General features: G+C 60.8%; 23 protein-coding genes, 1 tRNA gene and 1 pseudogene. 15 read left to right on the top strand and 10 right to left on the bottom strand.

Annotation, left to right across the window (positions count from 1 at the left end):
* Positions 1 to 162: 162 nt before the first annotated feature.
* From prfB to ACP92_RS13970, 6 genes are all read left to right on the top strand, one after another.
* A protein-coding gene (gene prfB / locus ACP92_RS13945) for a peptide chain release factor 2 (protein WP_139971311.1) occupies positions 163 to 1,267 on the top strand; the annotation gives its coding sequence in 2 pieces (ribosomal slippage) (positions 163 to 243 and positions 245 to 1,267; 1,104 coding nt in all).
* Positions 1,268 to 1,343: 76 nt separating this feature from the next.
* A complete protein-coding gene (gene lysS / locus ACP92_RS13950; RefSeq protein WP_013234759.1) occupies positions 1,344 to 2,885 on the top strand; it encodes a lysine--tRNA ligase in 1,542 nt (513 codons plus the stop codon).
* Between the two features lie 279 nt (positions 2,886 to 3,164).
* Positions 3,165 to 3,776: a glycine zipper 2TM domain-containing protein gene (locus ACP92_RS13955; protein WP_013234760.1), complete on the top strand. Its 612-nt coding sequence runs from the start codon at positions 3,165 to 3,167 to the stop codon at positions 3,774 to 3,776.
* Positions 3,777 to 4,161: 385 nt separating this feature from the next.
* Positions 4,162 to 5,073, top strand: coding sequence for an alpha/beta hydrolase (locus ACP92_RS13960; RefSeq protein ID WP_013234761.1), 912 nt, complete (start codon positions 4,162 to 4,164; stop codon positions 5,071 to 5,073).
* Positions 5,074 to 5,211: 138 nt separating this feature from the next.
* Entirely contained in the window at positions 5,212 to 5,697 is a 486-nt protein-coding gene (locus ACP92_RS13965) for a DUF4118 domain-containing protein (protein WP_231944324.1), read from the top strand.
* 131 nt (positions 5,698 to 5,828) lie between these two features.
* Positions 5,829 to 6,263, top strand: coding sequence for a response regulator (locus ACP92_RS13970; RefSeq protein WP_013234763.1), 435 nt, complete (start codon positions 5,829 to 5,831; stop codon positions 6,261 to 6,263).
* A gap of 11 nt (positions 6,264 to 6,274) precedes the next feature.
* Here the strand turns inward: ACP92_RS13970 and ACP92_RS13975 are convergent, their stop codons facing one another.
* Positions 6,275 to 7,192 (bottom strand): LysR family transcriptional regulator, encoded by a 918-nt coding sequence (locus ACP92_RS13975; protein WP_013234764.1) that lies wholly within the window; start codon positions 7,190 to 7,192, stop codon positions 6,275 to 6,277.
* 175 nt (positions 7,193 to 7,367) lie between these two features.
* Between ACP92_RS13975 and argC the strand changes: the two genes are divergently transcribed.
* Together argC and ACP92_RS13985 are read left to right on the top strand one after the other, a co-directional pair.
* On the top strand, positions 7,368 to 8,297 hold the full coding sequence (argC, locus tag ACP92_RS13980; RefSeq protein ID WP_013234765.1) for an N-acetyl-gamma-glutamyl-phosphate reductase: 930 nt from the start codon (positions 7,368 to 7,370) through the stop codon (positions 8,295 to 8,297).
* A gap of 235 nt (positions 8,298 to 8,532) precedes the next feature.
* A complete protein-coding gene (locus ACP92_RS13985; RefSeq protein ID WP_041310885.1) occupies positions 8,533 to 8,766 on the top strand; it encodes a hypothetical protein in 234 nt (77 codons plus the stop codon).
* A gap of 21 nt (positions 8,767 to 8,787) precedes the next feature.
* Here the strand turns inward: ACP92_RS13985 and ACP92_RS13990 are convergent, their stop codons facing one another.
* Genes ACP92_RS13990 through ACP92_RS14015 form a run of 6 tightly spaced genes read right to left on the bottom strand, consistent with a single transcriptional unit; the run spans position 8,788 to position 15,181 of the window.
* On the bottom strand, positions 8,788 to 9,822 hold the full coding sequence (locus tag ACP92_RS13990) for a TRAP transporter substrate-binding protein (protein ID WP_013234767.1): 1,035 nt from the start codon (positions 9,820 to 9,822) through the stop codon (positions 8,788 to 8,790).
* 50 nt (positions 9,823 to 9,872) lie between these two features.
* The gene (locus ACP92_RS13995; RefSeq protein WP_013234768.1) at positions 9,873 to 10,997 is read right to left on the bottom strand and encodes a zinc-dependent alcohol dehydrogenase family protein; all 1,125 of its coding nucleotides are present in this window, start codon (positions 10,995 to 10,997) and stop codon (positions 9,873 to 9,875) included.
* A gap of 55 nt (positions 10,998 to 11,052) precedes the next feature.
* On the bottom strand, positions 11,053 to 11,886 hold the full coding sequence (locus tag ACP92_RS14000; protein ID WP_013234769.1) for an HpcH/HpaI aldolase/citrate lyase family protein: 834 nt from the start codon (positions 11,884 to 11,886) through the stop codon (positions 11,053 to 11,055).
* Positions 11,883 to 13,082, bottom strand: coding sequence for a CaiB/BaiF CoA transferase family protein (locus ACP92_RS14005; RefSeq protein ID WP_013234770.1), 1,200 nt, complete (start codon positions 13,080 to 13,082; stop codon positions 11,883 to 11,885). Before ACP92_RS14005 ends, ACP92_RS14000 begins: the two co-directional genes overlap by 4 nt.
* Positions 13,083 to 13,106: 24 nt before the next feature.
* Positions 13,107 to 14,273, bottom strand: coding sequence for an acyl-CoA dehydrogenase family protein (locus tag ACP92_RS14010; protein ID WP_013234771.1), 1,167 nt, complete (start codon positions 14,271 to 14,273; stop codon positions 13,107 to 13,109).
* A 47-nt stretch (positions 14,274 to 14,320) separates the two neighbouring features.
* Positions 14,321 to 15,181 (bottom strand): HTD2 family dehydratase, encoded by an 861-nt coding sequence (locus ACP92_RS14015; protein ID WP_013234772.1) that lies wholly within the window; start codon positions 15,179 to 15,181, stop codon positions 14,321 to 14,323.
* A 205-nt stretch (positions 15,182 to 15,386) separates the two neighbouring features.
* On the opposite strand from ACP92_RS14015, the gene ACP92_RS14020 reads away from it, so the two are divergent.
* Positions 15,387 to 16,352, top strand: a complete 966-nt coding sequence (locus tag ACP92_RS14020; RefSeq protein WP_013234773.1) for a LysR family transcriptional regulator — start codon at positions 15,387 to 15,389, stop codon at positions 16,350 to 16,352.
* A 5-nt stretch (positions 16,353 to 16,357) separates the two neighbouring features.
* Here ACP92_RS14020 and ACP92_RS14025 read toward each other — a convergent pair whose 3' ends face one another.
* Entirely contained in the window at positions 16,358 to 17,122 is a 765-nt protein-coding gene (locus tag ACP92_RS14025) for a sulfite exporter TauE/SafE family protein (protein WP_013234774.1), read from the bottom strand.
* A 12-nt stretch (positions 17,123 to 17,134) separates the two neighbouring features.
* On the opposite strand from ACP92_RS14025, the gene ACP92_RS25220 reads away from it, so the two are divergent.
* The 4 genes from ACP92_RS25220 (at position 17,135) to ACP92_RS14040 (ending at position 19,197) form a co-directional block, all read left to right on the top strand.
* A complete protein-coding gene (locus tag ACP92_RS25220; RefSeq protein WP_257785535.1) occupies positions 17,135 to 17,266 on the top strand; it encodes a hypothetical protein in 132 nt (43 codons plus the stop codon).
* An 86-nt stretch (positions 17,267 to 17,352) separates the two neighbouring features.
* Entirely contained in the window at positions 17,353 to 18,141 is a 789-nt protein-coding gene (locus ACP92_RS14030) for an SDR family oxidoreductase (RefSeq protein WP_013234776.1), read from the top strand.
* A 151-nt stretch (positions 18,142 to 18,292) separates the two neighbouring features.
* A tRNA-Ser gene (locus ACP92_RS14035) sits at positions 18,293 to 18,382 on the top strand.
* Positions 18,383 to 18,531: 149 nt separating this feature from the next.
* On the top strand, positions 18,532 to 19,197 hold the full coding sequence (locus ACP92_RS14040; protein WP_013234777.1) for a hypothetical protein: 666 nt from the start codon (positions 18,532 to 18,534) through the stop codon (positions 19,195 to 19,197).
* A 766-nt stretch (positions 19,198 to 19,963) separates the two neighbouring features.
* Here the strand turns inward: ACP92_RS14040 and ACP92_RS14045 are convergent.
* Positions 19,964 to 21,466, bottom strand: coding sequence for a restriction endonuclease (locus ACP92_RS14045; protein WP_232284844.1), 1,503 nt, complete (start codon positions 21,464 to 21,466; stop codon positions 19,964 to 19,966).
* Between the two features lie 223 nt (positions 21,467 to 21,689).
* Here ACP92_RS14045 and ACP92_RS24295 point away from each other — a divergent pair.
* Positions 21,690 to 21,869, top strand: a pseudogene (locus ACP92_RS24295) (integrase core domain-containing protein); the annotation flags it as partial.
* Between the two features lie 40 nt (positions 21,870 to 21,909).
* On the opposite strand, the gene ACP92_RS14050 reads toward ACP92_RS24295, so the two are convergent.
* Positions 21,910 to 23,637, bottom strand: a complete 1,728-nt coding sequence (locus ACP92_RS14050; RefSeq protein WP_013234779.1) for a hypothetical protein — start codon at positions 23,635 to 23,637, stop codon at positions 21,910 to 21,912.
* A gap of 54 nt (positions 23,638 to 23,691) precedes the next feature.
* Here ACP92_RS14050 and ACP92_RS14055 point away from each other — a divergent pair, with 54 nt between their 5' ends.
* Positions 23,692 to 24,090 carry a hypothetical protein gene (locus ACP92_RS14055; RefSeq protein ID WP_013234780.1) on the top strand — a complete coding sequence of 133 codons (399 nt, stop codon included), beginning with the start codon at positions 23,692 to 23,694 and terminating at the stop codon, positions 24,088 to 24,090.
* Positions 24,091 to 24,145 lie beyond the last annotated feature (55 nt).

Consider the following 24,145-nt stretch of genomic DNA (forward strand, 5'->3'; position numbering starts at 1 on the left):
TATTGGCTAGCAGGGTTCGGGCAGCGGCGGCGCTACCGTCAGGAATTTGTCAGTCAAACAAGCGCGCCGATGGTAGCGATGGAAAATGACAGGCGCGTGACGGGGATGAAACTGCCCTCCTCCTCTTGTATAATCCAAGGTTTGATCGCAAAAGAAACCATCATGGAAGCAGAACGCCTCAATTCCCTCCAATCCTTGCTCGACGACCTGGCCACCCGCGCCACCGAGCTACGGAGGTATCTTTGACTTCGATGTGAAGTCGGAGAAACTCGAGCAAGTCAACGCCGAACTGGAAGATCCCAACGTCTGGAACGACCAGAAGCGGGCCCAGGACCTCGGCAAGGAAAAGAAATCGCTGGAAGCGATCGTCCATACCCTCATCAAGATCGACAGCGAGTTGACGGATGCGCGCGACCTCTTCGAGATGGCGCGCGAAGAAAAGGACGAGGACACCATCATCGCCATCGAAGGCGACGCCGAGAACCTGAAGAAGATGGTGGAAGAAATGGAATTCCGCCGCATGTTCAGCGGCCCCATGGACGCCAACAACTGCTTCATCGACATCCAGGCCGGCGCCGGTGGCACCGAGGCCCAGGACTGGGCGTCCATGCTGCTGCGTCAATACCTGCGCTACTGCGAGCGCAAGGGCTTCAAGGCCGAGATCCTGGAACAGTCCGACGGTGAAGTGGCCGGCATCAAGACCGCCACCATCAAGGTCGAGGGCGAATACGCCTATGGCTTCCTGCGCACCGAAACGGGCGTGCACCGCCTGGTGCGCAAGTCGCCCTTCGACTCGTCCAATGGCCGCCACACCTCCTTCTCCAGCCTGTTCGTCTACCCCGAAGTGGATGAATCCTTCGAGATCGAGATCAACCCGGCCGATGTGCGCGTCGACACCTACCGCGCATCGGGCGCGGGCGGCCAGCACATCAACAAGACCGACTCCGCCGTGCGCTTGACGCACGCGCCCTCGGGCATCGTCGTGCAATGCCAGAACGACCGCAGCCAGCACCGCAACCGGGCCGAAGCCTGGGACATGCTGCGCGCCAAGCTGTTCGAACTGGAACTGCGCAAGCGCATGAGCGAGCAGCAGAAGCTGGAAGACTCCAAGACCGACGTCGGCTGGGGCCACCAGATCCGCTCCTACGTGCTGGACCAGTCCCGCATCAAGGACTTGCGCACCAACTTCGAAACCGGCAACACCAAGGCCGTGCTCGATGGCGACATCGACGACTTCATCGCGGCTTCGCTGAAACAGGGCGTCTGATGCAGACCGGTCGCGCCGCACGGCTGCGCGACCAGACTTTCCCGGACCGACCGTTCAACCTTCAAGAATTCCAACCATGACCACGCAAAACACCCCCGCCGCCCAGCCGGCAGCCGACGAGAACAGCATCATCGCCGAGCGCCGCGCCAAGCTGGCGGCCATCCGCGAACAGGGCGTCGCCTTCCCCAACGACTTCCGTCCGGCCAACCAAGCCGCCGACCTGCATGCCAAGTACGACGGTTTCGAGAACGAAGCCCTGGAAGCCGAGCCGGTCACCGTCACCGTCGCCGGTCGCATGATGTTGAAGCGGGTCATGGGCAAGGCGGCCTTCGCCACCCTGCAGGATGCCTCGGGCGTGCGCGCCGATGGCCGCATCCAGCTCTACATCACCCGCGACGTCACCGGCGAAGAAGCCATGGCCGCCTTCAAGCACTATGACCTGGGCGACATCCTGGGCGCCGAAGGTACGCTGTTCAAGACCAAGACCGGCGAACTGTCGGTGAAGGTCACCAAGTTGAAGCTCATCACCAAGTCGCTGCGCCCGCTGCCGGACAAGTTCCACGGCCTGGCCGACCAGGAAATGAAGTACCGCCAGCGCTACGTCGACCTGATCATGAGCGAAGAGACCCGCCGCACCTTCAAGGCGCGTACCGCTGCGATGTCGTCGATCCGCCGCTTCATGGAAACCCATGGCTTCATGGAAGTGGAAACCCCGATGCTGCACCCGATCCCGGGCGGCGCGGCGGCCAAGCCCTTCATCACCCACCACAATGCGCTGGACATGCAGATGTTCATGCGTATCGCCCCCGAGCTGTACCTGAAGCGCCTGGTGGTGGGCGGCTTTGAGCGCGTCTTCGAGATCAACCGCAATTTCCGCAATGAAGGTGTGTCGCCGCGTCACAACCCGGAATTCACGATGATGGAGTTCTACGCCGCCTACGTGGATTACCAGTGGCTGATGGGCTTCACCGAACAGGTGATCCGCCAGGCCGCCATCGATGCGCACGGCACCGCCGTATTGAGCTACCAGGGCCGCGAGCTGGACCTGTCCAAGCCCTTCGACCGCCTGACCATCACCGGCGCGATCCTGAAGTACGCGCCCAACTACACCGAGGCGCAACTGGCCGACATCGACTTCCTGCGCACTGAACTGAAGAAGTTCGGCGTCAAGACCGACCAAGCCCCGCTGGCCGGCGCTGGCATCGGCGCGCTGCAACTGGCGCTGTTCGAAGAGACCGCCGAGTCGCAGCTGTGGAATCCGACCTACATCATCGACTACCCGGTCGAAGTCTCGCCGCTGGCGCGCGCTTCCGACACTGTGGCCGGCATCACCGAGCGCTTTGAACTCTTCATCACGGGTCGCGAGATCGCCAACGGCTTCTCCGAGTTGAATGACGCCGAAGACCAGGCCGCCCGCTTCCACGCCCAGGTGGCGGCCAAGGACGCTGGCGACGAAGAAGCCATGTACTACGACGCCGACTACATCCGTGCGCTGGAATACGGCATGCCGCCGGCTGGTGGCTGCGGCATCGGTATCGACCGCCTGATGATGCTCATCACCGACTCGCCCAATATCCGTGACGTGATCCTGTTCCCGCACCTGCGTCGCGAAGATTGATCTCAGGTCGTCGACCTGACCGACCTGACCGATCTGATCCACCTGTCCGCATCCGTTCCGGATGCGGACTTCCTCCCCTCCCCCCTCGTTGTTTGCCCTGCGCCCAGCCTCGCTGCCCGCCGCAGGCTTGGTCTCGCCGCAAACCCGCCGCCAGCGACGATGTTGGCGCATTACAAGTTTTTACAACTGACACAAGATCGGGATTTTTTTTCCCCGATGACCACTCCATAATCCAGTCATCCACTCATCATCAACAAGATAACAACTAGAGAGGTCATCATGGAAACCAACAACGCAATCGTCAAATCCCAATCGAGCCGTCTGCATCCCCTGGTCGCCGGGGCGGCAGTGGCCGTGATCCTGGTCAGTCTCATTGGCGTGGCCGCCATGACGGGGCTGCTGCCCAGTTCCAAGAGCGCCAATTCCCCGCAGCAACTGGCGGCGGTGGAACAGAACGCCGGCCCGATGAACCCGCAACAAGCGCCGGCCACCCGCCTGGCGCCGCAACAGGCGGCCTATCCGTCGCAATCGGCAGAAGCCCCGCGTGCGGCGGCCGTCTGCAGCAGCTGCGGTGAAGTGGTGGCCGTGCGCGCCGTGCAACACACTCCCCAGACCAGCGGCGTCGGTATCGCGGGTGGTGCAGTGGTCGGCGGCCTGCTGGGCAACCAGATCGGCGGCGGCAACGGCCGTACCCTGGCCACCATCGCCGGCGCTGTCGGCGGCGGCTATGCCGGCAACATGGTCGAGAAGAACGTACGCACCACCACCACCTATGTCGTGGATGTGCGCATGGACAACGGCAAGTCGCGCAGCTTCCCGCAAAGCGGCGCCAACTGGCGCGTGGGCGACCAGGTCCGCGTGGTCAACGGCCACCTGGAAAGCCGCGGCTAATCCTGCGCTCTTCCCTCAAGCCCTTCGCGCTTCGGCCCGAAGGGCTTTTTCTATTTCCGGCGCTGTCCGGCGCTTTTTCCCGCAGGAAACCCCCGGCTGTCCACCAGATGCAGGATTACAACGTTACAGGACCATTGAGCTGTCATATTCCCACGCACTGAAACGAACACAAGTAACATTGCATGAAAGCAAAAAAAGTTGTCATTCAAGGCTGACAAGCGACCAGTCCGACAGTTAGACTTTCGCAAAAAATCATCCGCCCGGGACAGTAGCGGATTCGTCACAGGAAACAGAACGCATGCCAGCAATGCGACGGCCTGTCACGAAACGGGGGGCGAACGACTCGCCAGGCACGGGCTGTTAGCCCGCACGCTATATTGAATTTATGGACACTTTGTCATCCACTGACCATCCGGGGCCAGTCACACCGCCCCCCGCAGAAGACCGTCAAGGCGGCCCGCACAAGGAACATGCCGTCATCCTCTTGCACGGCTTGTGCGGCTCGCAACTGGAGATGGGCTCGATTCCCAAGCAGCTCAAGAAAGCCGGCTGTACCGTCATTCCCCTCAATATCGACAATTACTCGGCGGCGCTGACCAACCCGCGTGTCTCCCCGAACTGGGAAGAATGGTGCGCCGTGGTGGAAAGCCGGGTGGCGCGCCTGAAGGAAGAATTCCGCACCGTCTCCCTGTGCGGGCTGTCCATGGGCGCCACCCTGGCCCTGGCCGTGGCCGCCCGCAGCAAGGAACTGCTGTCGGTGGTGCTGCTCTCGCCGGTGCTGCAATACGACGGCTGGTCGGTGCCTTGGTACTGGAAGCTGCTGACCGTGGTCTACGACCTGGGCTTTCGCAATTGGTCCTACAAGGAAAGCGAACCCTACGGCATCAAGAACTTCGAGATGCGCCGCCGCGTGGCCAGCGCCCTGGAAAAGGATGGCGTGGCCGCCGTCGGCGCCGCCTCCATCCCGGCGCGCCACCTGCGCGCAGCGCTGCGCATGATCGACTACGTCAAGCAGTCCCTGCCGCTGGTGCGCACCGATACCCTGATCATCCATTCCATCGACGACGAGACCGCGTCCCCGCGCAATGCCGAACAGATCCTGCAGTACATCAACGCCGAAGTGCGCAAGGTGGTCTGGCTGGGCGACTGCTATCACATCATTACCGTGGACAACGAACGCGAGATCGTGACCAATGAGACCGTGATGTTCATCCGGCGCAGTATCGAGATGCATGGTCACGAATTCTCACGCAAGCACCTGGCGCATGCGTCACCCCTGAAGGACAGGCGCGGCTGACGTGCCAGGAAACAACACCCAGCGCATAAAACAAGCGCGGTAAGCCTTTTGACAGACTGGATTCTTAACATGAGCACATTGCGCAGCCTGGCAATGTAGATGAATATGCACACCACGCGTCACCATTCCAGAGCCATCATGACCCTGATCCGACTGAAGAATGCCAGAAGCTGGCGTCCACAGGGCTTCCGCCCCCTGTACGTGAGCGCCTTCGGGTTCATCGCCGCCTTTGGCCTGCGTTATGCGCTGGCGCCGTTCGTGGAGGAATCGCTGTCGATGCTGTTCTTCGCGGTCAACTGCATCGTGATGAGCTATCTGTTCGGCTGCTTCTATGCGCTGGGGCTCCTGGCCGTGAGCATCCCGACGGCCATGTTCTTCTTCCGCAAGCCCTTCTACACCATGGATGGCCTCAACGACAAGGATCTCTTCCTGATCCTGGTCTACACCGTCATCGTGGCGACCGCCTCCTTCATCATCGAATGGCTGCAACGCGAGCGCTATGCCGCCGTGCTGCAACAACGGGTCTCGGAAACCCGCTACCGCCTGCTGATCGAATCCGACCAGGCCCGCCGGGCCGAATATGCCAAGCAGTTCGAGGCCAGCAACCCCAGCGAAGCCAGCTGAACCAGCTGAAGCAGCCGCGCCAGCCAGGCCACCCTGGCTGCCCCCCCAAGAAAACCCTCCCTCAGGAAGTGCCTGATATCCAGCCGGCACCTGCTCTGCGAAGATGAGCTCATCAACGCAAGGAGGCCGCCATGGTGCAGTCACAACAACTTCCCCGCATCCTCATCATCGACGCCGATCTGGACGCCATCGAGACGGCCCGCTTCGCGCTCTGGCGCAGCCACCTGTCCTGCCGGATCGAGTGGTTCGATGACGCCGAGCTGGCCAACGCCTCCCTGCTGACCCAGGCGCTATGCCAGCTGCGCGACCAGCCGACCCTGATCCTGCTGGACCCGCGCAACTTCCGCGGCACCGAAGGGTATGAATTGCTGCGCACCCTGTGCGTCTATCCGCAGCTGGCGCAGATTCCACTGGTCTTGTTCACGGCCTCGCCGATCTCCAGCGACTTCGCTGCCGAACAGGACAACCGCATCTGGTACGCCGCCAAACCCGCCCGCCCCGCCGATTACATGGAACTGGTCACGCGCTGCGTGCAGCAACGGCTCAAGCAGCCCGAGATGCACTGAGCCGGCCCGCATCAGCCTGCCGTCCTGGGCTGACGCAACTGCTTCAAGGCCCATAATGCCTCCAGCACGTGCCGGGTAGCCGGCTCGGGCTGGCCGGTCCGGTGGGCGATGCCCAGCGGCCGCCATAGCGCCGGACGCAGAGGCCGCATGACAATGCGGGGGTCCAACGCCACCGCCGCACCCTGGGCGCTGGCTTCATGCGGCAGCAAGGTCGCGCCATAGCCCGCCCCCACCAGGCTCTTGATCGCATCATTGAAATTGAGCTGGATGCGCGCCACCGGATGCTCGCCCCCGCGGGCAAACCATTCCGTGGTCAGGCGCGAGAGCCGGGTCTCGGGCGCATTGAGGATCAGCGGCTGCGCCGCCAGCCAGGCCGGCGTGACCACACGCGGCGCCCGCCAGGACGCCGGCAGGAAAGCCATCACCGGATCACGCCGCCAGGGCTGCACCGTCAATCCCGCCACCGGCGCCTGGGGCAAGGCCACCAGGCCGATATCGAGAGCGCCTGCGGCCAGCCGCGCCAGGGTTTCCTGCGAGGTCAGCACCATCACCTGGACATCAATGCCCGGATGGCTACGCCCCAGTTGCTCCAGCGCCTGCGGCAACAGATAGGCGATGGCCCCGGTCGAGGCCCCCAGCCGCACCCTTCCCGCCAATCCCTGCACTTGCCGCCCCACTTCTTCCAGCGCCTGGTCGGCCGCCGCCAGCAATTGCCGGGCGCGGGCGATGAGGGTCTCGCCGATGCCCGAAGGCCGCACCTGGGCGCGCTGGCGCAACAGCAGCGGCGCGCCGATGCGCTCTTCCAGCTCACTGATGTGCAGGCTCACCGTTGGCGGAGCCAGGTGCAGTTCGCGCGCGGCAGCGGCAAAGGAACCCAGGTCGGCAATGGCGACCAGGGTGCGCAGACGGTCCAGGCTGAGTTCACGCATGGGGGCTCCGGGGCAATGGGATCATTCAGGAAAACTGAATCACGGCTTTGCGATATTCAACTTTTGCAATTATACGGTTTGTCGCAAGATACCCGGCATGCACGCAATGCACTGCATACGCGATATCGGTAACGCGCCTGGCCGATCTTCCCCGGCGCATCTTCTGGACAATCCCATGAGCACACTTCCCCTGATCTTCATCGATGGCGACCAAGGCACCACCGGCCTGCAGATCCATGAGCGCCTACGCGCTCGCCAGGACCTGCGCGTGCTGACCCTGCCCGCGGCTGAACGCAAGGATGCACAGCGCCGCGCCGAGGCCATCAACAGCGCCGACATCGCCCTGCTCTGCCTGCCCGACGCGGCCGCCCGCGAGGCCGTCGCCATGATCAGCAATCCGCGTGTACGCGTCATCGATGCCAGCTCGGCCCATCGCACCAGCCCCGATTGGGTCTACGGCTTTCCCGAAATGGCCGCCGGCCAGGCCGAGGCCATTGCCACGGCCCTGCGCGTGAGCAACCCCGGCTGCTACCCCACCGGCGCGATTGCGCTATTGCGTCCGCTGGTGCAGGCGGGCCTGGTGCCGGCAGACTATCCGCTCAACATTCACGCGGTATCGGGCTATTCAGGCGGGGGCCGCGCCCAGGTCGAGCAGTACGAGGGCGCCGAAGCGGCCCACGCCGCGCCCTTCGTCACCTATGGCCTGGGCCTGCAGCACAAGCATCCGCCGGAAATGCAATTGCACGCCGGCCTCTCGCAACGTCCGCTGTTCGTGCCATCCTATGGCGCGTTCCGCCAGGGCATCGTCCTCACCATCGCACTGCAGTCGCGGCTGCTCCCGGCCCAGGCCAGCCTGGAACGGCTGCGCGCCACGCTGCAGGCGCATTACGACGGTGCGCACTATGTCACGGTACTGGATGCCGCGCAAAGCGAGAGCACCACGCAGCTAGACCCGACGCGCCACAACCACAGCAATCAGATGAGCCTGGGCGTGTTCGGCCATGCCGGACATGGACATATCCTGCTATGCGCAGTGTTCGACAACCTGGGCAAGGGCGCCTCGGGGGCGGCGGTGCAGAACCTGGATCTGATGCTGACCCGCTGACCAGATCTCCGACTCGCATCTGGCGAGAAAGCTCATGCATGGATTCCACACCATGCATGAGCCCTGAAGCCATACACCCTTCACCAAAAGAGGATCGACTCGTAAAGCGATGTAAAGAAGACAAAGGCGATCCGGCAAAATGCCGCCGGCTGTGGCATCATGCCAGCCTGATTCGCCAACTGACTGCTGGCGACGGTGGCCGTCAAGAGCCGCCGCCGTCCCGTTTCGAAGCAAGATGTCCACCACCTTAGGCGCAATAGCCTGCAAGTATCTCGACGCCACCATCAAGCTGACCCCGGTCTTACGTACTGACGGCAAGTGGACGGCGTTCGTCCATATCGACTTTCCTGACCGCAGCACCCACGAGTTCGGCGACTTCAAGCCAGGCAACTCCAAGATGGAAGCCCTGCAGAACGCCGTGACCGCTGCCGAGCAGTACGTGGTGACGCACAAGAAGAAGAAAAAATAAACCGCCCGGCAGCCGCTGCGCTCAGTTCATCTTCACGCCCGCCGCCTCGCTCTCCTTGTAGATGGCCTCGATGAGGTCCGCCCCTACGCGCGCGGCCATGCTCTTGTGCACCGGCAGCAGTGCGCGCCGCCACTCGGCCTTTTCCTGCTCGCTCAGGGTATAGACCCGGGTCTTGCCGCTGGCCTTGATGGCGGCCAGGGCGTCGTCGTTTTCCTTCTGGGCGATGGTGTTGGCGTAGAGCGTGGCCTGCTTCATGGCCGCCTCGAGCTGGCTGCGGATATCCGCCGGCAGCGCTTCCCAGAACTTCTTGTTGACGATGACCGCATAGCCGATATAGCCATGGTCCGATACCGTCAGGTTGGACTGCACCTCGTGCATCTTCTGCGTATAGACATTGGAAGGCGTGTTCTCGCTGCCATCGACCACCCCGGTCTGCATGGCCTGATACACCTCCGAGAAGGCCAGCACCTGCGGATTGGCCTTGAGGGCGCGGAACTGTTCGTCGAGCACCTTGGAAGACTGGATGCGCATCTTCAGCGCGCGGAAGTCGGCGACCTTGTGCAAGGGCCGGTTGGCGGTCATCACCTTCATGCCGTTATCCCAGTAGGCCAGCCCCTTGATGCCCTTGCCTTCCAGCTTCTGGAACAAGCCCTGCCCGATCGGCCCTTCGGTGACACGCTTGAGCACCGCCTTGTCGGGAAAGATATAGGGCAGGTCGAAGACCTCGAACTCCCTCGCCCCCAGCGGCCCGAACTTGGCCAGCGATGGCGCCAGCATCTGCACCGATCCCAGCTGCAAGGCCTCCAGCTCTTCCTTGTCCTTGTAGAGGGTGCTGTTGGGATAGACCTCGACCTTGACGCGTCCCTGGGTGGCCTTCTCGGCCAGTTCCTTGAAACGTTCGGCGCCCTTGCCCTTGGGCGTGTCGTTGGCCACCACGTGACTGAACTTGATGATGATGGGCTGCTGAGGCTGCTGGGCCAGCGCCGCAGGCTGCGGCAGGCCCAGCGTGACGAAGGCGCAAGCAGCCAGGGCCGTGCGCAGCGGGAGGATGGTCATGCGTGTCTCCTTATGGTGAAGCCCGGAGCCGATGACCTCAGCCCCGTGCGTTAAAAGACGATCAGGTCGCGCAAGCCCTCGCCGCCATGCAGGCGGTCAAAGCCGCGATTGATATCGGCCAGCGCCAGGCGCTCGCCCATGAGCCTGTCCACCGGCAGCTTGCCGGCCTGGAACAGGCCGATGTAGCGCGGGATGTCGCGCACCGGCACACAGGAGCCGATGTAGCTGCCCTTGACGGTACGCTCCTCAGCCACCAGGCTGACCTGCTGCAAGGCCCAGTGCTGGCCGGGCGCCGGCAGGCCGGCCGTGACGGTCATGCCGCCGCGCCGGGTCATGCGGTAGGCGGCTTCCATGGCCTGGACCGAACCGGCCATCTCGAAGGCGTAATCCACGCCGCCCCTGGTGAGGGCCCGGACCTTCTCGACCGCATCCGGATCGCGGGCATTGACGGTGGCCGTCGCCCCCAGCGAACGCGCCAGCGCCAGCTTGCTGTCATGCAGGTCCACCGCAATGACCTCGCGCGCGCCCGACGCCAGCGCTCCCAGCATGGCGCACAAGCCCACGCCGCCCAGGCCCAGCACGGCAGCCGTGGTGCCGGCCTTGACCTCGGCCGTGTTGACCGCCGCCCCCACGCCAGTGAGCACGGCGCAGCCAAACAGCGCCGCCTGGACCGGGTCGATATCGGCCTCGATCTTCACGCAGGAACGGCGCGATACCACGGCGTGATCGGCAAAGGCCGACACACCCAGGTGGTGATGCACCGGCTGCGTCTTGTCGCGCAGACGGCGCTGCCCCGACAGCAGCTCGCCCACCGTATTGGTCGCCGCGCCCGGCTCGCACAGGGCGGGCCTGCCTTCCATGCAAGGCAGGCAATGGCCGCAGCTGGGCACGAACACCAGCACCACCAGATCGCCCGCCCGTAGATCATTGACGCCGCTCCCCACCTCCACCACCTCGGCCGAGGCCTCGTGGCCCAAGGCCATCGGCACCGGACGCGGACGCACTCCCGTGATGACCGACAGGTCCGAATGGCACAGGCCGGCCGCCTTCATCCTGACCAGCACTTCGCCGGGGCCGGGCGGATCCAGATCGAGCTCTTCGATCTTCAGTGGCTGGCTCACGGCGAATGGATGCGCATCGCTCATTTCGCGCAACACGGCGGCCTGGATTTTCATGGTGTCGTCTCCCTGATGGTTGGAAAACGCCTAGATTACACGAGCACTGCCAAGCTCATTCATGCAGGGCCCCCACCTGTCGCAGAAACTTCTCGGCTTGCAGGATCAAGGGCCGGTCTATCATCCTGCCCTTGAGCGAAATGGCGCCGCCATCGCTGGCGCGCACCGCCGCCATCACTTCCGCCGCCCAGGCCAGCTCCTGCTCGCTGGGCAGGAAGCCGCGCCGGACCACCTCGACCTGGCGCGGATGAATGCACAGCTTTGCGCCAAAGCCCAATCGCCGCGCCCGCTCCACCCCGCGCACCAGCAAGGCCTCATCATCAAAGCCAGCCGTGACGCCATCGACAGGTGCAGCGATACCCGCCAGGCGCGAGGCCAGCACCATTTCCACCCGCAGCGACAACAACTCCTCCTCTTCCGGACCGCACTGCATGCCCAGGTCGAGCTGGGCATCGATGGATCCGAAGGCCAGCCGCTGCACGCCCGGCGCGGCGGCGATCTGGCGCATGGCGGCCAGGCCGGCGGCGCTTTCGATGAGCGCAATCAATCCTGATCCAGACCGCAGTGCGCCAGCCACGGCGCCGACCCCTGCCGCATCTTCCGCCTTGGGCAGGACGATGCCGGCTACCGGCAGTGCCGAAAACGTCAACAGGTCCTGTTCGTGCCAGACCGTATCGGCGGCATTGATCCGCACCCACAGGCGCGCCTGCGACGCCTGCCCTTCCGGTCCCGCCAGCCAGCGCGCCAACGTCTCGCGCGCAGCCTCCTTGTATGGCCGAGCCACCGCATCTTCCAGATCGACGATGACCGCATCGGCGCCGCTATCGAGCGCCTTGGCATAGCGCTCGGGACGGTTGGCCGGGACGAAGAGATAGCTGCTGGCGATCACACCGCGCCCCGCTCGCGCAAGGCCGCGATCTGCCCGGCCTCATAGCCCAGCGCAGAGAGGATGGACTCGGTATGCTGGCCCAGCGCGGGGATGGCCTCCATGCGATAGTCATAGCTGTCATTGGCCCCAGGCGGCAATAGCGCCGCCACCTTGCCCACCGGGGTAGCGACCTCGGTCCAGCGCTGGCGCGCCGCCAGTTGCGGGTGCTGCCACAGCTCCTGCATGGTATTGACACGGGCGTTGGCAATCTGCGCCTCATCCAGCCGCGCCGCCACCTGCTCGGCGCTGAGCCCGGCGAAGACGTCCAGGATCAGCTGCCGCAAGACATCGCGATGCTCATGCCGGCGCGCATTGCTGGAAAAACGTGCATCGCTGGCCAGCGCCGCATCCTGCAGCACCTGCTCGCAGAAGACCTTCCATTCCCGCTCGTTCTGCAGGCCCAGCATCACCGTCTTGCCATCGCCGGCGCTGAACGGTCCATAGGGATAGATGGTGGCGTGTTCGGCGCCGCTGCGCAGCGGCGCGCTGGCGCCCTGGTAGGCGTAATACAGCGGAAAGCTCATCCACTCGGCCAGCGACTCCAGCATGGACAGGTCGATGTGGCTGCCGCGCCCCTCGCGCCCCTCACGCCCGCGCTTGATCAACGCGGCCAGGATGTTGGAGTAGGCATACATGCCGGCGGCAATGTCGGCAATCGAGCAGCCGGCCTTGACCACGTCATCCGGCGTGCCCGTCACCGAGAGGAAGCCGGCTTCGCTCTGGATCAGCAGGTCATAGGCCTTCTTGTCGCGATAGGGACCATCCTCGCCATAGCCGGAGATGTCGCAGACGATCAGTCTGGGATGCCTGGCGTGCAAGGCCTGCGCCGACAATCCCAGGCCGGCAGCGGCGCCCGGCGCCAGGTTCTGCACCAGCACATCGGCCTGCTGCAGCAACTGGTCGATGATGCGCCTGCCCTCCTCGTCTTTCAGGTTCAGCGTCAGGCTTTCCTTGGAACGATTGGTCCAGACGAAATGCGAGGACAAGCCATTGACGCGGCTGTCATAGCCCCGGGCAAAGTCGCCCACCCCAGGCCGCTCGATCTTGATCACCCTTGCCCCCAGATCGGCCAGCTGGCGGGTGCAGAACGGTGCGGCGATGGCGTGTTCCAGGCTGATGACGGTAATGCCCTCCAGCGGGCGGTGGGATGGCGACATGGCGTGTCCTGGTAGCGGGTCGGTTCAGAAAGAGCGCGGCAAGCCAAGCACATGCTCGGCCACGTAAGAGAAAATCAAGTTGGTCGAAATCGGCGCGACCTGATACAGCCGCGTCTCGCGGAACTTGCGCTCGACATCGTATTCGCAGGCAAACCCGAAACCGCCATGCGTCTGCAGACAGACATTGGCCGCCTCCCAGGCCGCCTTGGCGGCCAGGTACTTGGCCATGTTGGCCTGGGCGCCGCAGCTCTGCTGCGCATCGAAGAGCGCACAGGCCTGGTAGCGCATCAGGTTGGCCGCCTCGACCTCGATGTAGGCTTCCGCCAGCGGAAACTGCACCCCCTGGTTCATGCCGATGGGCCGGTCGAAGACCACGCGTTCGCGGGCATATTGCGTGGCCTTGTCGATGAACCAGTAGCCATCACCGATGCACTCGGCGGCAATGAGCGTACGCTCGGCGTTGAGGCCATCGAGGATGTAGCGGAAACCGCGCCCCTCCTCACCGATGAGGTTCTCGGCCGGAATCTCCAGGTTGTCGAAGAAGAGCTCATTGGTCTCATGGTTGACCATGTTGAGGATGGGCCGCACCTCCATCCCGTGGCCGATGGCCTCTTTCAGATCGACCAGGAAGATGGACATGCCCTCGGACTTCCTGCTCACCTGCTCCAGCGGCGTAGTGCGCGCCAGCAGGATCATCAGGTCGGAGTGCTGCACCCGTGAGATCCACACCTTCTGGCCGTTGATCACATAGCGATCCCCCTTCTTCACCGCCACCGTCTTGATGCGCGTGGTATCGGTGCCGGTGGTGGGCTCGGTCACGGCCATCGATTGCAGGCGCAATTCACCGCTGGCGATACGCGGCAGATAGCGCTCTTTCTGCTCGGGCGAACCATGGCGCAGGAGCGTTCCCATGTTGTACATCTGGCCGTGACACGCGCCCGAATTGCCACCGGTGCGGTTGATCTCTTCCATGATGACCGAGGCTTCCGTCAGGCCCAGGCCGGAGCCGCCATATTCCTGCGGGATCAGCGCGGCCAGCCAGCCGGCCTTGGTAAGGGCGTCGACGAACTGCTCGGGGTAGCCGCGCGCCTCGTCGATCTTGCGCCAGTATTCGGGCGGAAAGGTCTTGCACAGGTCGCGCACGGCGTCACGCAGGTCGGCATGAGAATCGGAAGCGGTCGGATAAGACATGCAGGCAACTCCACAACAGATAAATGATTTATATCGTTTTATTTCATTCACTCAAGCGTGGCCTCGGCCTGCATGGCCAGCTCACCGCGCTCGTTCTGCGCCCACAGCGCCACGCGCCTGCCATCGGCAGAGGGCTTGCCGCAGAGGGTGAAGGCTTCGGTATCGAAGAGGCTGCCCACCGCACGGAAATCGAACGCCCGCAACACCGCCTGCGGCATCTGCCGCGCCAGCAGATCGGCCAGCAAGGTGGCGATCAACGGCCCATGCACGATCAGGCCGGGATAGCCCTCCACACCAGTCACGTAACTGCGGTCGTAATGGATGCGATGGCCATTGAAGGTCAAGGCCGAATAGCGGAACAGCAGCACCGGATCCGGCACGATGCGGCGCGACCATAGCGCATCGGTCGGCGCAGCCTTGGCCGGCACGGGCGCGGCGCCGGCTTGTGGCAGGTCGCGATAGACGATGTCGTGCTCTTCGGTCAGGCAAGTCTGGCCGGCATGGCTGATGGTGTGATGGACGGTGACAAAGGCCAGCGCGCCGCTGCGCCCCTGCTTGACATCGATGCTGGCGACGCGCGAATGCTTGCTGGCCTCCATACCGATGGGCAATGGCGCCATGAAGCGCAAGCGACCACCGGCCCACATGCGGCGCGGCAAGGGCACCGGCGGCAGGAAGCCGCCGCGCAGGGGATGACCATCCGGACCAGTCTCGGACTGGCGGCAAGCGTTCCAGAAATAGATCCAGTGCCACAAGGGCGGCAAGCCCTCCCCCGCCAGGGGCTGACGCGGACCATCCAGCGTCGCCGCCAACGCCGAGGCCATGGCCGGATGGAGGTGATCGTGTCGGGTTTCGCTCTTGTCCAGCCACTGCCGCAGCAGGGTCAGGTCGAGATCGGGAGAGGCCATGTGTTCGCGCCATAGAGTGATGAACTGGCGCTCAGTGTGTGGCCGCGATGGCGCACGAACAATCTGTATTTTTCGAAGGGGGGCTTGGGCAGAACTGAAGTCAGCAAGCCATCGCGCGTGTGGCAGCGCAGCACGCAAAGTCCGCGACAGGCCCATGATTGGGCGTAACATGGGCAGCTCTTCATCTTGCTCCAGCGGAGACGCCATGCTGTTCGACCTGACCGACCTGCGCCTGTTCATCCTCATCGCCGAACACAACAGTCTCACCCGCAGCGCCGAGCGCATGAACCTCTCGCTGGGGGCCACCAGCAACCGCATCAAGGAACTGGAGACACGCTTCGGCACCCGCCTGCTCTATCGCGAGAGCAAGGGCGTGCAACTGACCCCGGCCGGTCACACGCTGCTGCATCATGCCCAGCAGTTCATGCAGCAGGTCGAACATCTCAAGAGCGACATGCAGCAGTACAACAACGGCATCAAGGGCTACATCCGCATCTTTGCCAACACTACCGCCGTGACCGAGTTCATGCCGGAGATCCTGGGCAAGTTCCTGGCGCGCCATCCCCAGGTCAATGTGGCGCTGGAAGAGCGCCTGAACCACGACATCCTGCGCGGCATCCAGGAAGGGACGGCCGACATCGGCATCGTCGCCGGCCCCGTGCAGGGCGAGGGCTTGCAGATATTGAATTTCTCGACCGACCGGCTGGTGCTGGCCACCGCGCTGGAACACCCGCTGGCCGACGCTCCCAGCCTGCCCTTCATCCAGACGCTGGAGTACGAGCATATCGGCCTGCATGAAGGCAGCACGCTGCATCACTTCCTCAGCAAGATCGTGGCCGAGAACGGCCAGCGGCTCAAGCTGCGCATCCAGGTCCGCAGCTTCGAAGCCATGTGCCGCATGATCGAGACCAACGTAGGCATCGGCATCCTGCCGCGCTCGGCGGCACAACGGCATCAGCAGACCATGCAGTTGTCGGTGGTGGAACTGAGCGATCCCTGGAGCGTTCGCGAGCGCAGCATGGTGGTGCAGGATATCGACACGCTCTCACCGCATGCCCGCAACCTGGTCGAGTTCATCCGTGAACAGACGGCGCAGGGCGCGGAGGACGATGCCCTGGTACCCGGCGCCATGGCGCGCCCGGCCAAGGCAGGATCAGGCAAGCGCGCCTGAACGGCCTATCCGCCCACCATCATCCACACCGACAGCAACAGCAGCGCACCGCAGAAGAGGATGCGCAGACGCCGCTCAGGCAAGTGATGGGCCAGCGCCACGCCCCAGGAAATGCTGAGCACGCCACCCAAGGCCATGGGAATGCCGACCGCCCAATCGACATGGCCGGCATGGGCATAGGTCCACAGCGCCACCAGCGTACCCGGCGTGACCATGGCCAGCCCCAGCCCTTGCGCCGCAGTCTGTGTCATCCCGAAAAAGGCCGTCAGCAGCGGCACCGCCACGATCGCCCCGCCCACGCTGAAGAAACCCGCCGACGCCCCCGCCGAGAGTCCCACGAACGGAATCCAGCGACGTCCCAGCACGACCGGACGCACCACCGCCGGCGATCTGCGCAGCAAGGTCCACAGGTAGTACAACGCCAGCACCGCCATGAAGACCGCAAAACAGAAATGCAGGCTGCGCGCATCGATGGCCGTGGCCAGCCGCGCCGAGAAATACGTCGCCACCACGGCCGGCGCGCACATCATGGCGGCCGTGCTCCACTCGATCTTGTTGCGCTGCTTGTAGCGCCAGAAGGCGATGACCACATTGGGCACGATCATCACCAGCGACGTGCCTTGCGCCAATTGCTGGTCCATGCCGTAGAGGTAGCCCAGCACCGGGATGGCGATCAGGCCGCCGCCGATGCCGAACAGACCGCCCATCGCCCCCAGCAGGCCGCCCAGCAGGAAGTTGACTACACCAGAGAAAAACAGAGAAGCCGTCATGAGTGTAAAGTAGTGCCGCTGCCGCCAAGGCAGCACCGAAAATCAAAAAAGGAGACTGACATGAGCGGCATCATCGTGTTCGCGCTGGAAATGGGCGTCGTCGCCCTCATCGCGCTGGCGATCTACATGGTGATGAAGAAATAGCCCCGCCGGCCAGGCCCGACAGTGTAGCGCAGCGCGACCACGGCTGCGCGAGCGCATTCCCCCCTCAGCAAAGGAAGGAAGAAACAATGGATTTGAGACTCAACGGCAAGACCGCCCTGGTATGTGCATCCAGCAAGGGCCTGGGCCGCGCCTGCGCGCATTCGCTGGCGCGCGAGGGCGTGCATGTGACCATGCTGGCGCGTGGACGCGAAGCCCTGGAAGCAGCCGCGCAAGAGATCCGTGCCGAGGTTGCCGCCACCGGCGCCATCATCACCACCGTGAGCTGCGACATCACCACCCCCGAAGGCCGCGCCCTGGCGCTGGCCGCCTGCCCGGCCCCGGACATCCTGGTCACCAACGCCGGCGGCCCCAAGCCCGGCGACTTCCGCGACTGGAGCCGCGAGGACTGGATTGCCGCCGTGGACGCCAACATGCTCACCCCCATCGAGCTGATCAAGGCCACCGTGGATGGCATGATCGCCCGACGCTTCGGACGCATCGTCAACATCACCTCCAGCGCCGTACGCGCGCCCATCGACATCCTGGGCCTGTCCAATGGCGCGCGCTCGGGGCTGACCGGTTTTGTGGCCGGGCTGGCGCGCAAGACGGTGGCGCACAACGTCACCATCAACAACCTGCTGCCCGGCCCCTTCGAGACCGACCGCCTGCGCGCCACCGCCAGTGGCGCCGCGCAGGAGAGCGGACGCAGCGTCGACGAGATCCTGGCCGAGCGCCGCAAGCTCAACCCAGCGGGCCGCTTTGGCGATCCGGCCGAGTTTGGCGACGCCTGCGCCTACCTGTGCAGTGCGCAGGCGGGCTTCATCACCGGGCAGAATCTGTTGATGGATGGTGGGGCTTATCCGGGGACGTTCTGAGGGTGGAGCTTGGGGCTTGCTGTGCGGCCATCCCAATGGTGCTGGTGACGCAGCGGGTCTCGGCCAATGGGACGGGGGTGGATGCAAAGCAAGTGATGTGATGTATAATGCGGCCCTCGTGCGCTGGGCAACTGGCTCGGCCGCACTCCAAGGAGGTTTGGGTGAGTGGTTTAAACCAGCAGTCTTGAAAACTGCCGACGGGGTGACCCGTCCGTGAGTTCGAATCTCACAGCCTCCGCCAAGACACTTTATAGAACGGGCCTTTCAGGCCCGTTTATCATTTCTACCCACAAATTCACCCACAAACTAAAGCGTGGTAGCAAGGCGCTCATACGCCTGTAACATGGAGAAAGTATGCTGCGGGGCAACTCATAGACCTCGGGCAAACTGATGTACCAGCAGTTCAAAAAATTTCTATCAGAGAAGATTGCAGACTTCCGCCGCATGGTTCGACAAGCTCGCGGACAGGTTGAACTTGAAGAGCTCCAGAGCAGCGCGTGGGTCGTCGCTGCAGAATTGGGAGAGAAGAGAAAGTCAGAAATTGACTTCTCGAACAAGCAAGATCAAGACTGGATCTTGGCCACTGTCTACAACCAGACTGTCCGCCCCGGTAAATCGGTTAGGTACGCCGTCAGCATCGATCAACCCGCGGCGTGGGGCGACGATGATCTACCTTCCCTGGCAGATACGCTGCCTGCGCCCGAAAATTCAGATCCACTGACAGCCCTCTTACACCTGGAGCGATTAGAAGAGATTGCCAATACCAATGACTTGTCATTAGCAGCCACATATTCTCAGGCGGCAACCTATGCAATCAGCCTAGAGAAGTTTGAAAACGTGAACAGTCTAAGCACTTTCTTGGCCATATCTGGCCCCACGTTGGTCCAACGAATATCGAGGGCGGCAGCGAGCCTCAAAGTTCAGGACTCGATTTTCGATGGAATCGAAAGGATTCCCCGATCCTTTATTCCGAAAAGGGGGAGCGTTAAGCTTTCGAAAAGCCAGTTGCCTTCGATTGACGCCCAGTTAGCACTTGCCTTTCCGGTGTTCCCTTGAACGCCCTATCATCCCCGATCAGTTTGTTACCCTAGTTGTTACCTTACCGATTAGGGTAACAACTAGGGTAACAAAACCCGCCTCTTAGAATTCGAAAGCTCCGACAATAAAAAAATCCTCCTGCACCATAGCTGGAGCGGCTTTGCGGCAATTCATGGCGATCATCGAATTACCGATACTGGCGCTCATGCCAGCCATGGTTTGTTACCTTGTTACCCAAATTTCAAAATTTCATAGCTGGGGATACAACGCGGTGCGCAATGCCCGTGGGTATTATTTTTGAAAGTAAGGACCCGTGTTTCGCCCCAGCACTTCACTGCACAACGCGGCGGCTTCAGATAGACTGATCCAGTCTCCGGATCCTAGTTGAGTTGGAATCATCGTGCGTCCCTTCGACGCCCCTTAAATTGGAAGTCATGCCAACGCGGCAAGGGTATCCGCGCTTTCGGCTGGCCGGCCTAGGCATGACTAAACTTGTGAAGTCGGTTGTACGGATAACGCATCTGCCATCCGTTCATAAAATTATGAGAAAGTACTGCTGATTGCGCAACTTGGCGAGGAGATTCCGGGGATTCCCGGAATTCAATCTTCTCCAATTTGAGGAGATCTATCACGACCATCAACGGTCCCGTTTTTGGAACGGTTCCGATATTGGTACTGTTCCAAAAACGGGCCTGTTACAGAGCCTCCCGAGAAAAACCGACTGTATGAACGTCCGAAGGCTTGGCAAACCCTGTCAATCGGCTTGCCCAGTCTCCTCGCGATTTCACGCTGCTATGCGCGCCTCGATACCAGCATGTTCTCTAAGCAAGTAAAGCAGCCCACCTCCGTCAATTAGCTCAATCGGCTTGTCTTTGCAGAAATTATAGGCGTCCGTGCCGTATCCGCTCGTACAAACGAGAATGCCTTTGTTAGCACCCTCATTCATCATCGTTCCGAACAGATCGCGAACAGCACTCACGCCCACCGTGTCCTTGTATCGCTTCGCCTGGATCACCACCTTTCCGCCGAGGATCGGACGGGTATCGTAAGCCACGGCATCAACCCCACCATCGCGAGAGCTGCGCGTCAGCTTCGTCTCAAGACCCATCTTCCCAAACAGATTCGAAACCAAGATTTCGAACTCTCCAGGGGTCAAGTCCAGCAAGTTGGGGCGGGACTCCAGGACGGTCAGCACATCGCCTTGATCAATAAATCGTTTGTCGATCATGTCAAATTCGACGATTGGTTTGATCGCCAAGAGCTCGTCCGGTCTCGGCGACACCTGAGCGCCCAAATTCTTCAGGCAAGCGATCTTGTCCACCTTCTCTAAACGCAACTCCAGGAATGTTTCTTTCGGCGCTCGCACCGAAACAACGGGGACCCGGACCTCTTTCCCGCTGGCAGGATCATGGGTATCGATCATCCCATTAAATGTGATTCTTGAAAGTGCATTGACTTGATCCGCTTCAAATAGCTCGTGAAGCGTTCTCAGCGTTACCGCAGCAACAATATCTTGGTAAAGCTGCTTAGTCTCCGCCGGCTTTCGGGCCTTGAACTCAATCTGATCCTTTGTCTTGACGTACCTGAATTCTGCTTCCTGCGGAATAACCGACGGTTCTGGCAGATCATATTCAACGACCAGCTCTCCGGTCTCCTGCTGAAATGCAAGGCGGAATTTTTGAGGGAAGCCCTCGGCAGGATATGCCGAGCGTGCCAATACCATGTCACAGTAGGCTACGATGGCCTCCGCATCCTGAGAGTGGTAGGCAGCTTGAATCCGCTCCACTTCAGCGTTGTGAGCCAGCACATCGCGCTCATAGGCTTCCTTCTTCTCTTCGTACTCTCGCTTGATTTTAGAAAGTTTGGCAAGCTTCTGGCTCTCGGTATGCTCGTGAGCAGCCAGAGCCCTTTTGTGGGCCTCGGACGCCTTCGCGACATCTTCTGCGTGCCGGTTCACTGAGCCAGGCCAAAACCGGCTCAAACCCTTCAAGGGTGCAACCTCCTTTGGCAAGGGCGGCGATTCCGAAAGAAGCTCACGAGGAGGACGAAACGGCGCATATCGCTCCGAGCTCTTCAAGGATGCGAAATCAATGCGATCGTCATGATGCAGCGTATGGGCCAGCAGGCCCTTCAACTCATCCAAGCGATCCTGCAATTCGGCGTTCAAGTCGTCCACCTCACCCTGCCGTTCTTCCAGATACTGCAGCTTCGCCATTTTCTCGGCTGCCTTCTGATCCCGCGCCTCTTGAGCCGCCGCCATGCGCTGCTGTCGCTCCAGTTGACGCAATTGAGTTGCCTGGGTACGCAATGCCCGTTGACTCTCTCGCTCCACAGCCGCAGCCCCGCGCGCAGCCGCCCTCAGAAATCCCTCTATTCCGCTTCTACGCCCCATTGCACACTCCCCTTCGACAAAGACACGAAGTTTTAGTTAGTTTTTAGTCAATTTCCGGAAAATTTTAGCATCGTTGGGCCGCCCGTACGCCCATGTCAAAATCTCAAAGGTAACCCCCTACATTGAAAGCTTCAATGGCCGGTTCAGGGAGGAATGCCTCAATGACCACTGGCTCTCGACCTTGCATGAAGCTCGTTCCCGGATCGAAGCATGGCGCCGAGATTACAATTCAATGCGACCACATAGCGTGCTGAAATACGCCACGCCAGCAGAGTTTGCTGCACAACAGGGTTATTAACGCATTCTACTATTCGATGTAGCTAATTCCTGGGGGCAGGTCAATCTAACCCAGTATCTAGGACTGGATCCTCATCCTCAAGTTGGTTTGAAATATTACTTTCTTTAAAAAGCGTCTTAATGATGCGAGAAAGTCTAGGCTGCCGGTTTTCCTTGATGACCCTCTTGCAAGCTCGGGCGAAGTTGTCCATCGCGGATCCGAAATGAGGCTCGTAATTGCCTTTATGCGCGCACAACTCAACCATTTTCCAGAGAAAATTTCTCACTTTTGCGGAAGATAAAGATAGCAAGAGCCTTTCGAAATCCTCTGTGGTGGCTGAGCGCAGAGCCAATGACTGCCTATCGCCCCATCCTTGATGTTCGCTCAAATATTCACAAACATCTGCGGCAGAAGTGTTGCGACGCACCTCGCGTTCAACCCCATCAAATAATTTTTTTATCTCAGGATGAAGTGGTCCGCCGAAGGGAGCCATTGGTGCAGACCCGCTGAATGAGGCTGCGTCAAAATTATCAATATAATTTTTTAGAGCAGCTTGCGCATAAGGTTCTCCACCAGGAAAATTCATTAAAGCATCGTATAAGTTGGAAACAACATATGGACCCAATAAATGCGCTCTCTCAGCAATCCCGTTTACTCTTCGAAGTAACTGCTCTTCTGGAACCTCATAGTCCCAGAACAAGGAAGACATGAGCGAATTGCAATCATTATTCGCAGATGTAATGGCGGCGTCTGACTCAAATCTGCTGATAGCTTCACTCAACTTCTGCGACTCAACCAAACCCGATTGTAAGAACTCGACCACAAGTAGTTCGAACTCATCAGCTTGAGGAGATATCCCCAGCTTTCTGAAAAGCACCCTCCATCGATCTCTGTTCTTCTCTTCCTCAGATTTCTCGCCTTGGCTTTTAGACCATTCATCCCAGTCTTGCGGCCCTCCTTGATCGAGGGCGAAATCAAAGTTCGGTCCATCATCGATGCCCCGGTAGTGAATCGCAGATAGGAGAACTATTGAAGGGAGAGCGCGATTCAAAGTACCTGGCGAAAGATCTGCTCTGCCTCCTAATATAAGATTACTCGCCTTAATTATTTTCTGGATAATGCGGATGTTATTGATTCCGCATATCCTTATTAACTCACACAGTTTTTCGCCGTATGGCGTTTCTATCGTCTTCTTTGCGATCTCAAAAGCCTCATCACTGGATGTCAAGAGCTTTAGCTCCTGATCGATAACCTTCTCTCGAAAAGTATTCCAAAGTTCGCCGCTCGCTTTATCTAACTTGTCTTCGTTCAAAATGAGAAGAACCCGACACTTATACTGCTTGGTCATTTCATCGATAAAGCCGAGCACCTCATCTACGTCGAGTTTCTTGTGCTTACGCTCAATATCGTCCAGAACCAGAAGCTTTTCTCTCAAGATGACTGGCGCAAGAATTAGGCCGATGTCATTCACGGCAGCGAATCCTTTGTGAAACCCTTCTGCCATCTTACTAATCGCGCCCCAGGTCTTTTTTACTCCTTCAGTCAGCACTGGAAATTCGTCGACAGATTTTGCGGCGCTCTGAATCAACTTCAACTTAACGAGATCGATGGAAGAAAGGCCGAACACGGAGGCGTAAAGGGCATCCTTTGCAAACGCGACATCACTTTTCTTGATTTGGTCCCACATGAAGCTTTTTCCCGTCCCCCATTTTCCCGATAGAGCGATGACCTTGGCGTCGTATTGCTCTAACATGTGGATGAGCTGCGCTTTGGTTTCTTCTAGCGACATGAATTTCCTCTTAGGTTAATAGTTTTCGGAAAAATATCTACTTGCATCCACATTATGAATGTAGCACCACCTTCTCTTCAATCCTCGCGTATCGAAATGTATTTCGGGGATATTTTATTGTCGAGTGGCACCAGCTTCATCACGCGCCGTGGGAGTAAGTTGTTTCTGACATCCAATAGCCATAACGTCACCGGGCGTGATCAGCACGCTGGGGCATGTCTATCCGCGCGAGAAGGGATTCCCAATAATGTCGTGATCCGCTACAACAAGGCTGATAACCCTGGCGAATTCCTGTCGTATCAGGAGCCGATCTTGGCCAACGATGAGCCGCTTTGGTTTAAGCACCCGAAGTTAGGAAAAACGGCTGATTTTGTCGCACTGAAGCTGACCAACTCGCCGGGTGCAATAATCCATCCGATCGATCCGGTCTCGGTGGGCGTACCCACCAAGTAAAATGCCCCCCCCCTTGAGAGCTGCGTCGAACCGTCATTCGAGCGAGCCAACCCTT

This window comes from Herbaspirillum seropedicae (assembly GCF_001040945.1).
Lineage (GTDB): Bacteria > Pseudomonadota > Gammaproteobacteria > Burkholderiales > Burkholderiaceae_D > Herbaspirillum > Herbaspirillum seropedicae.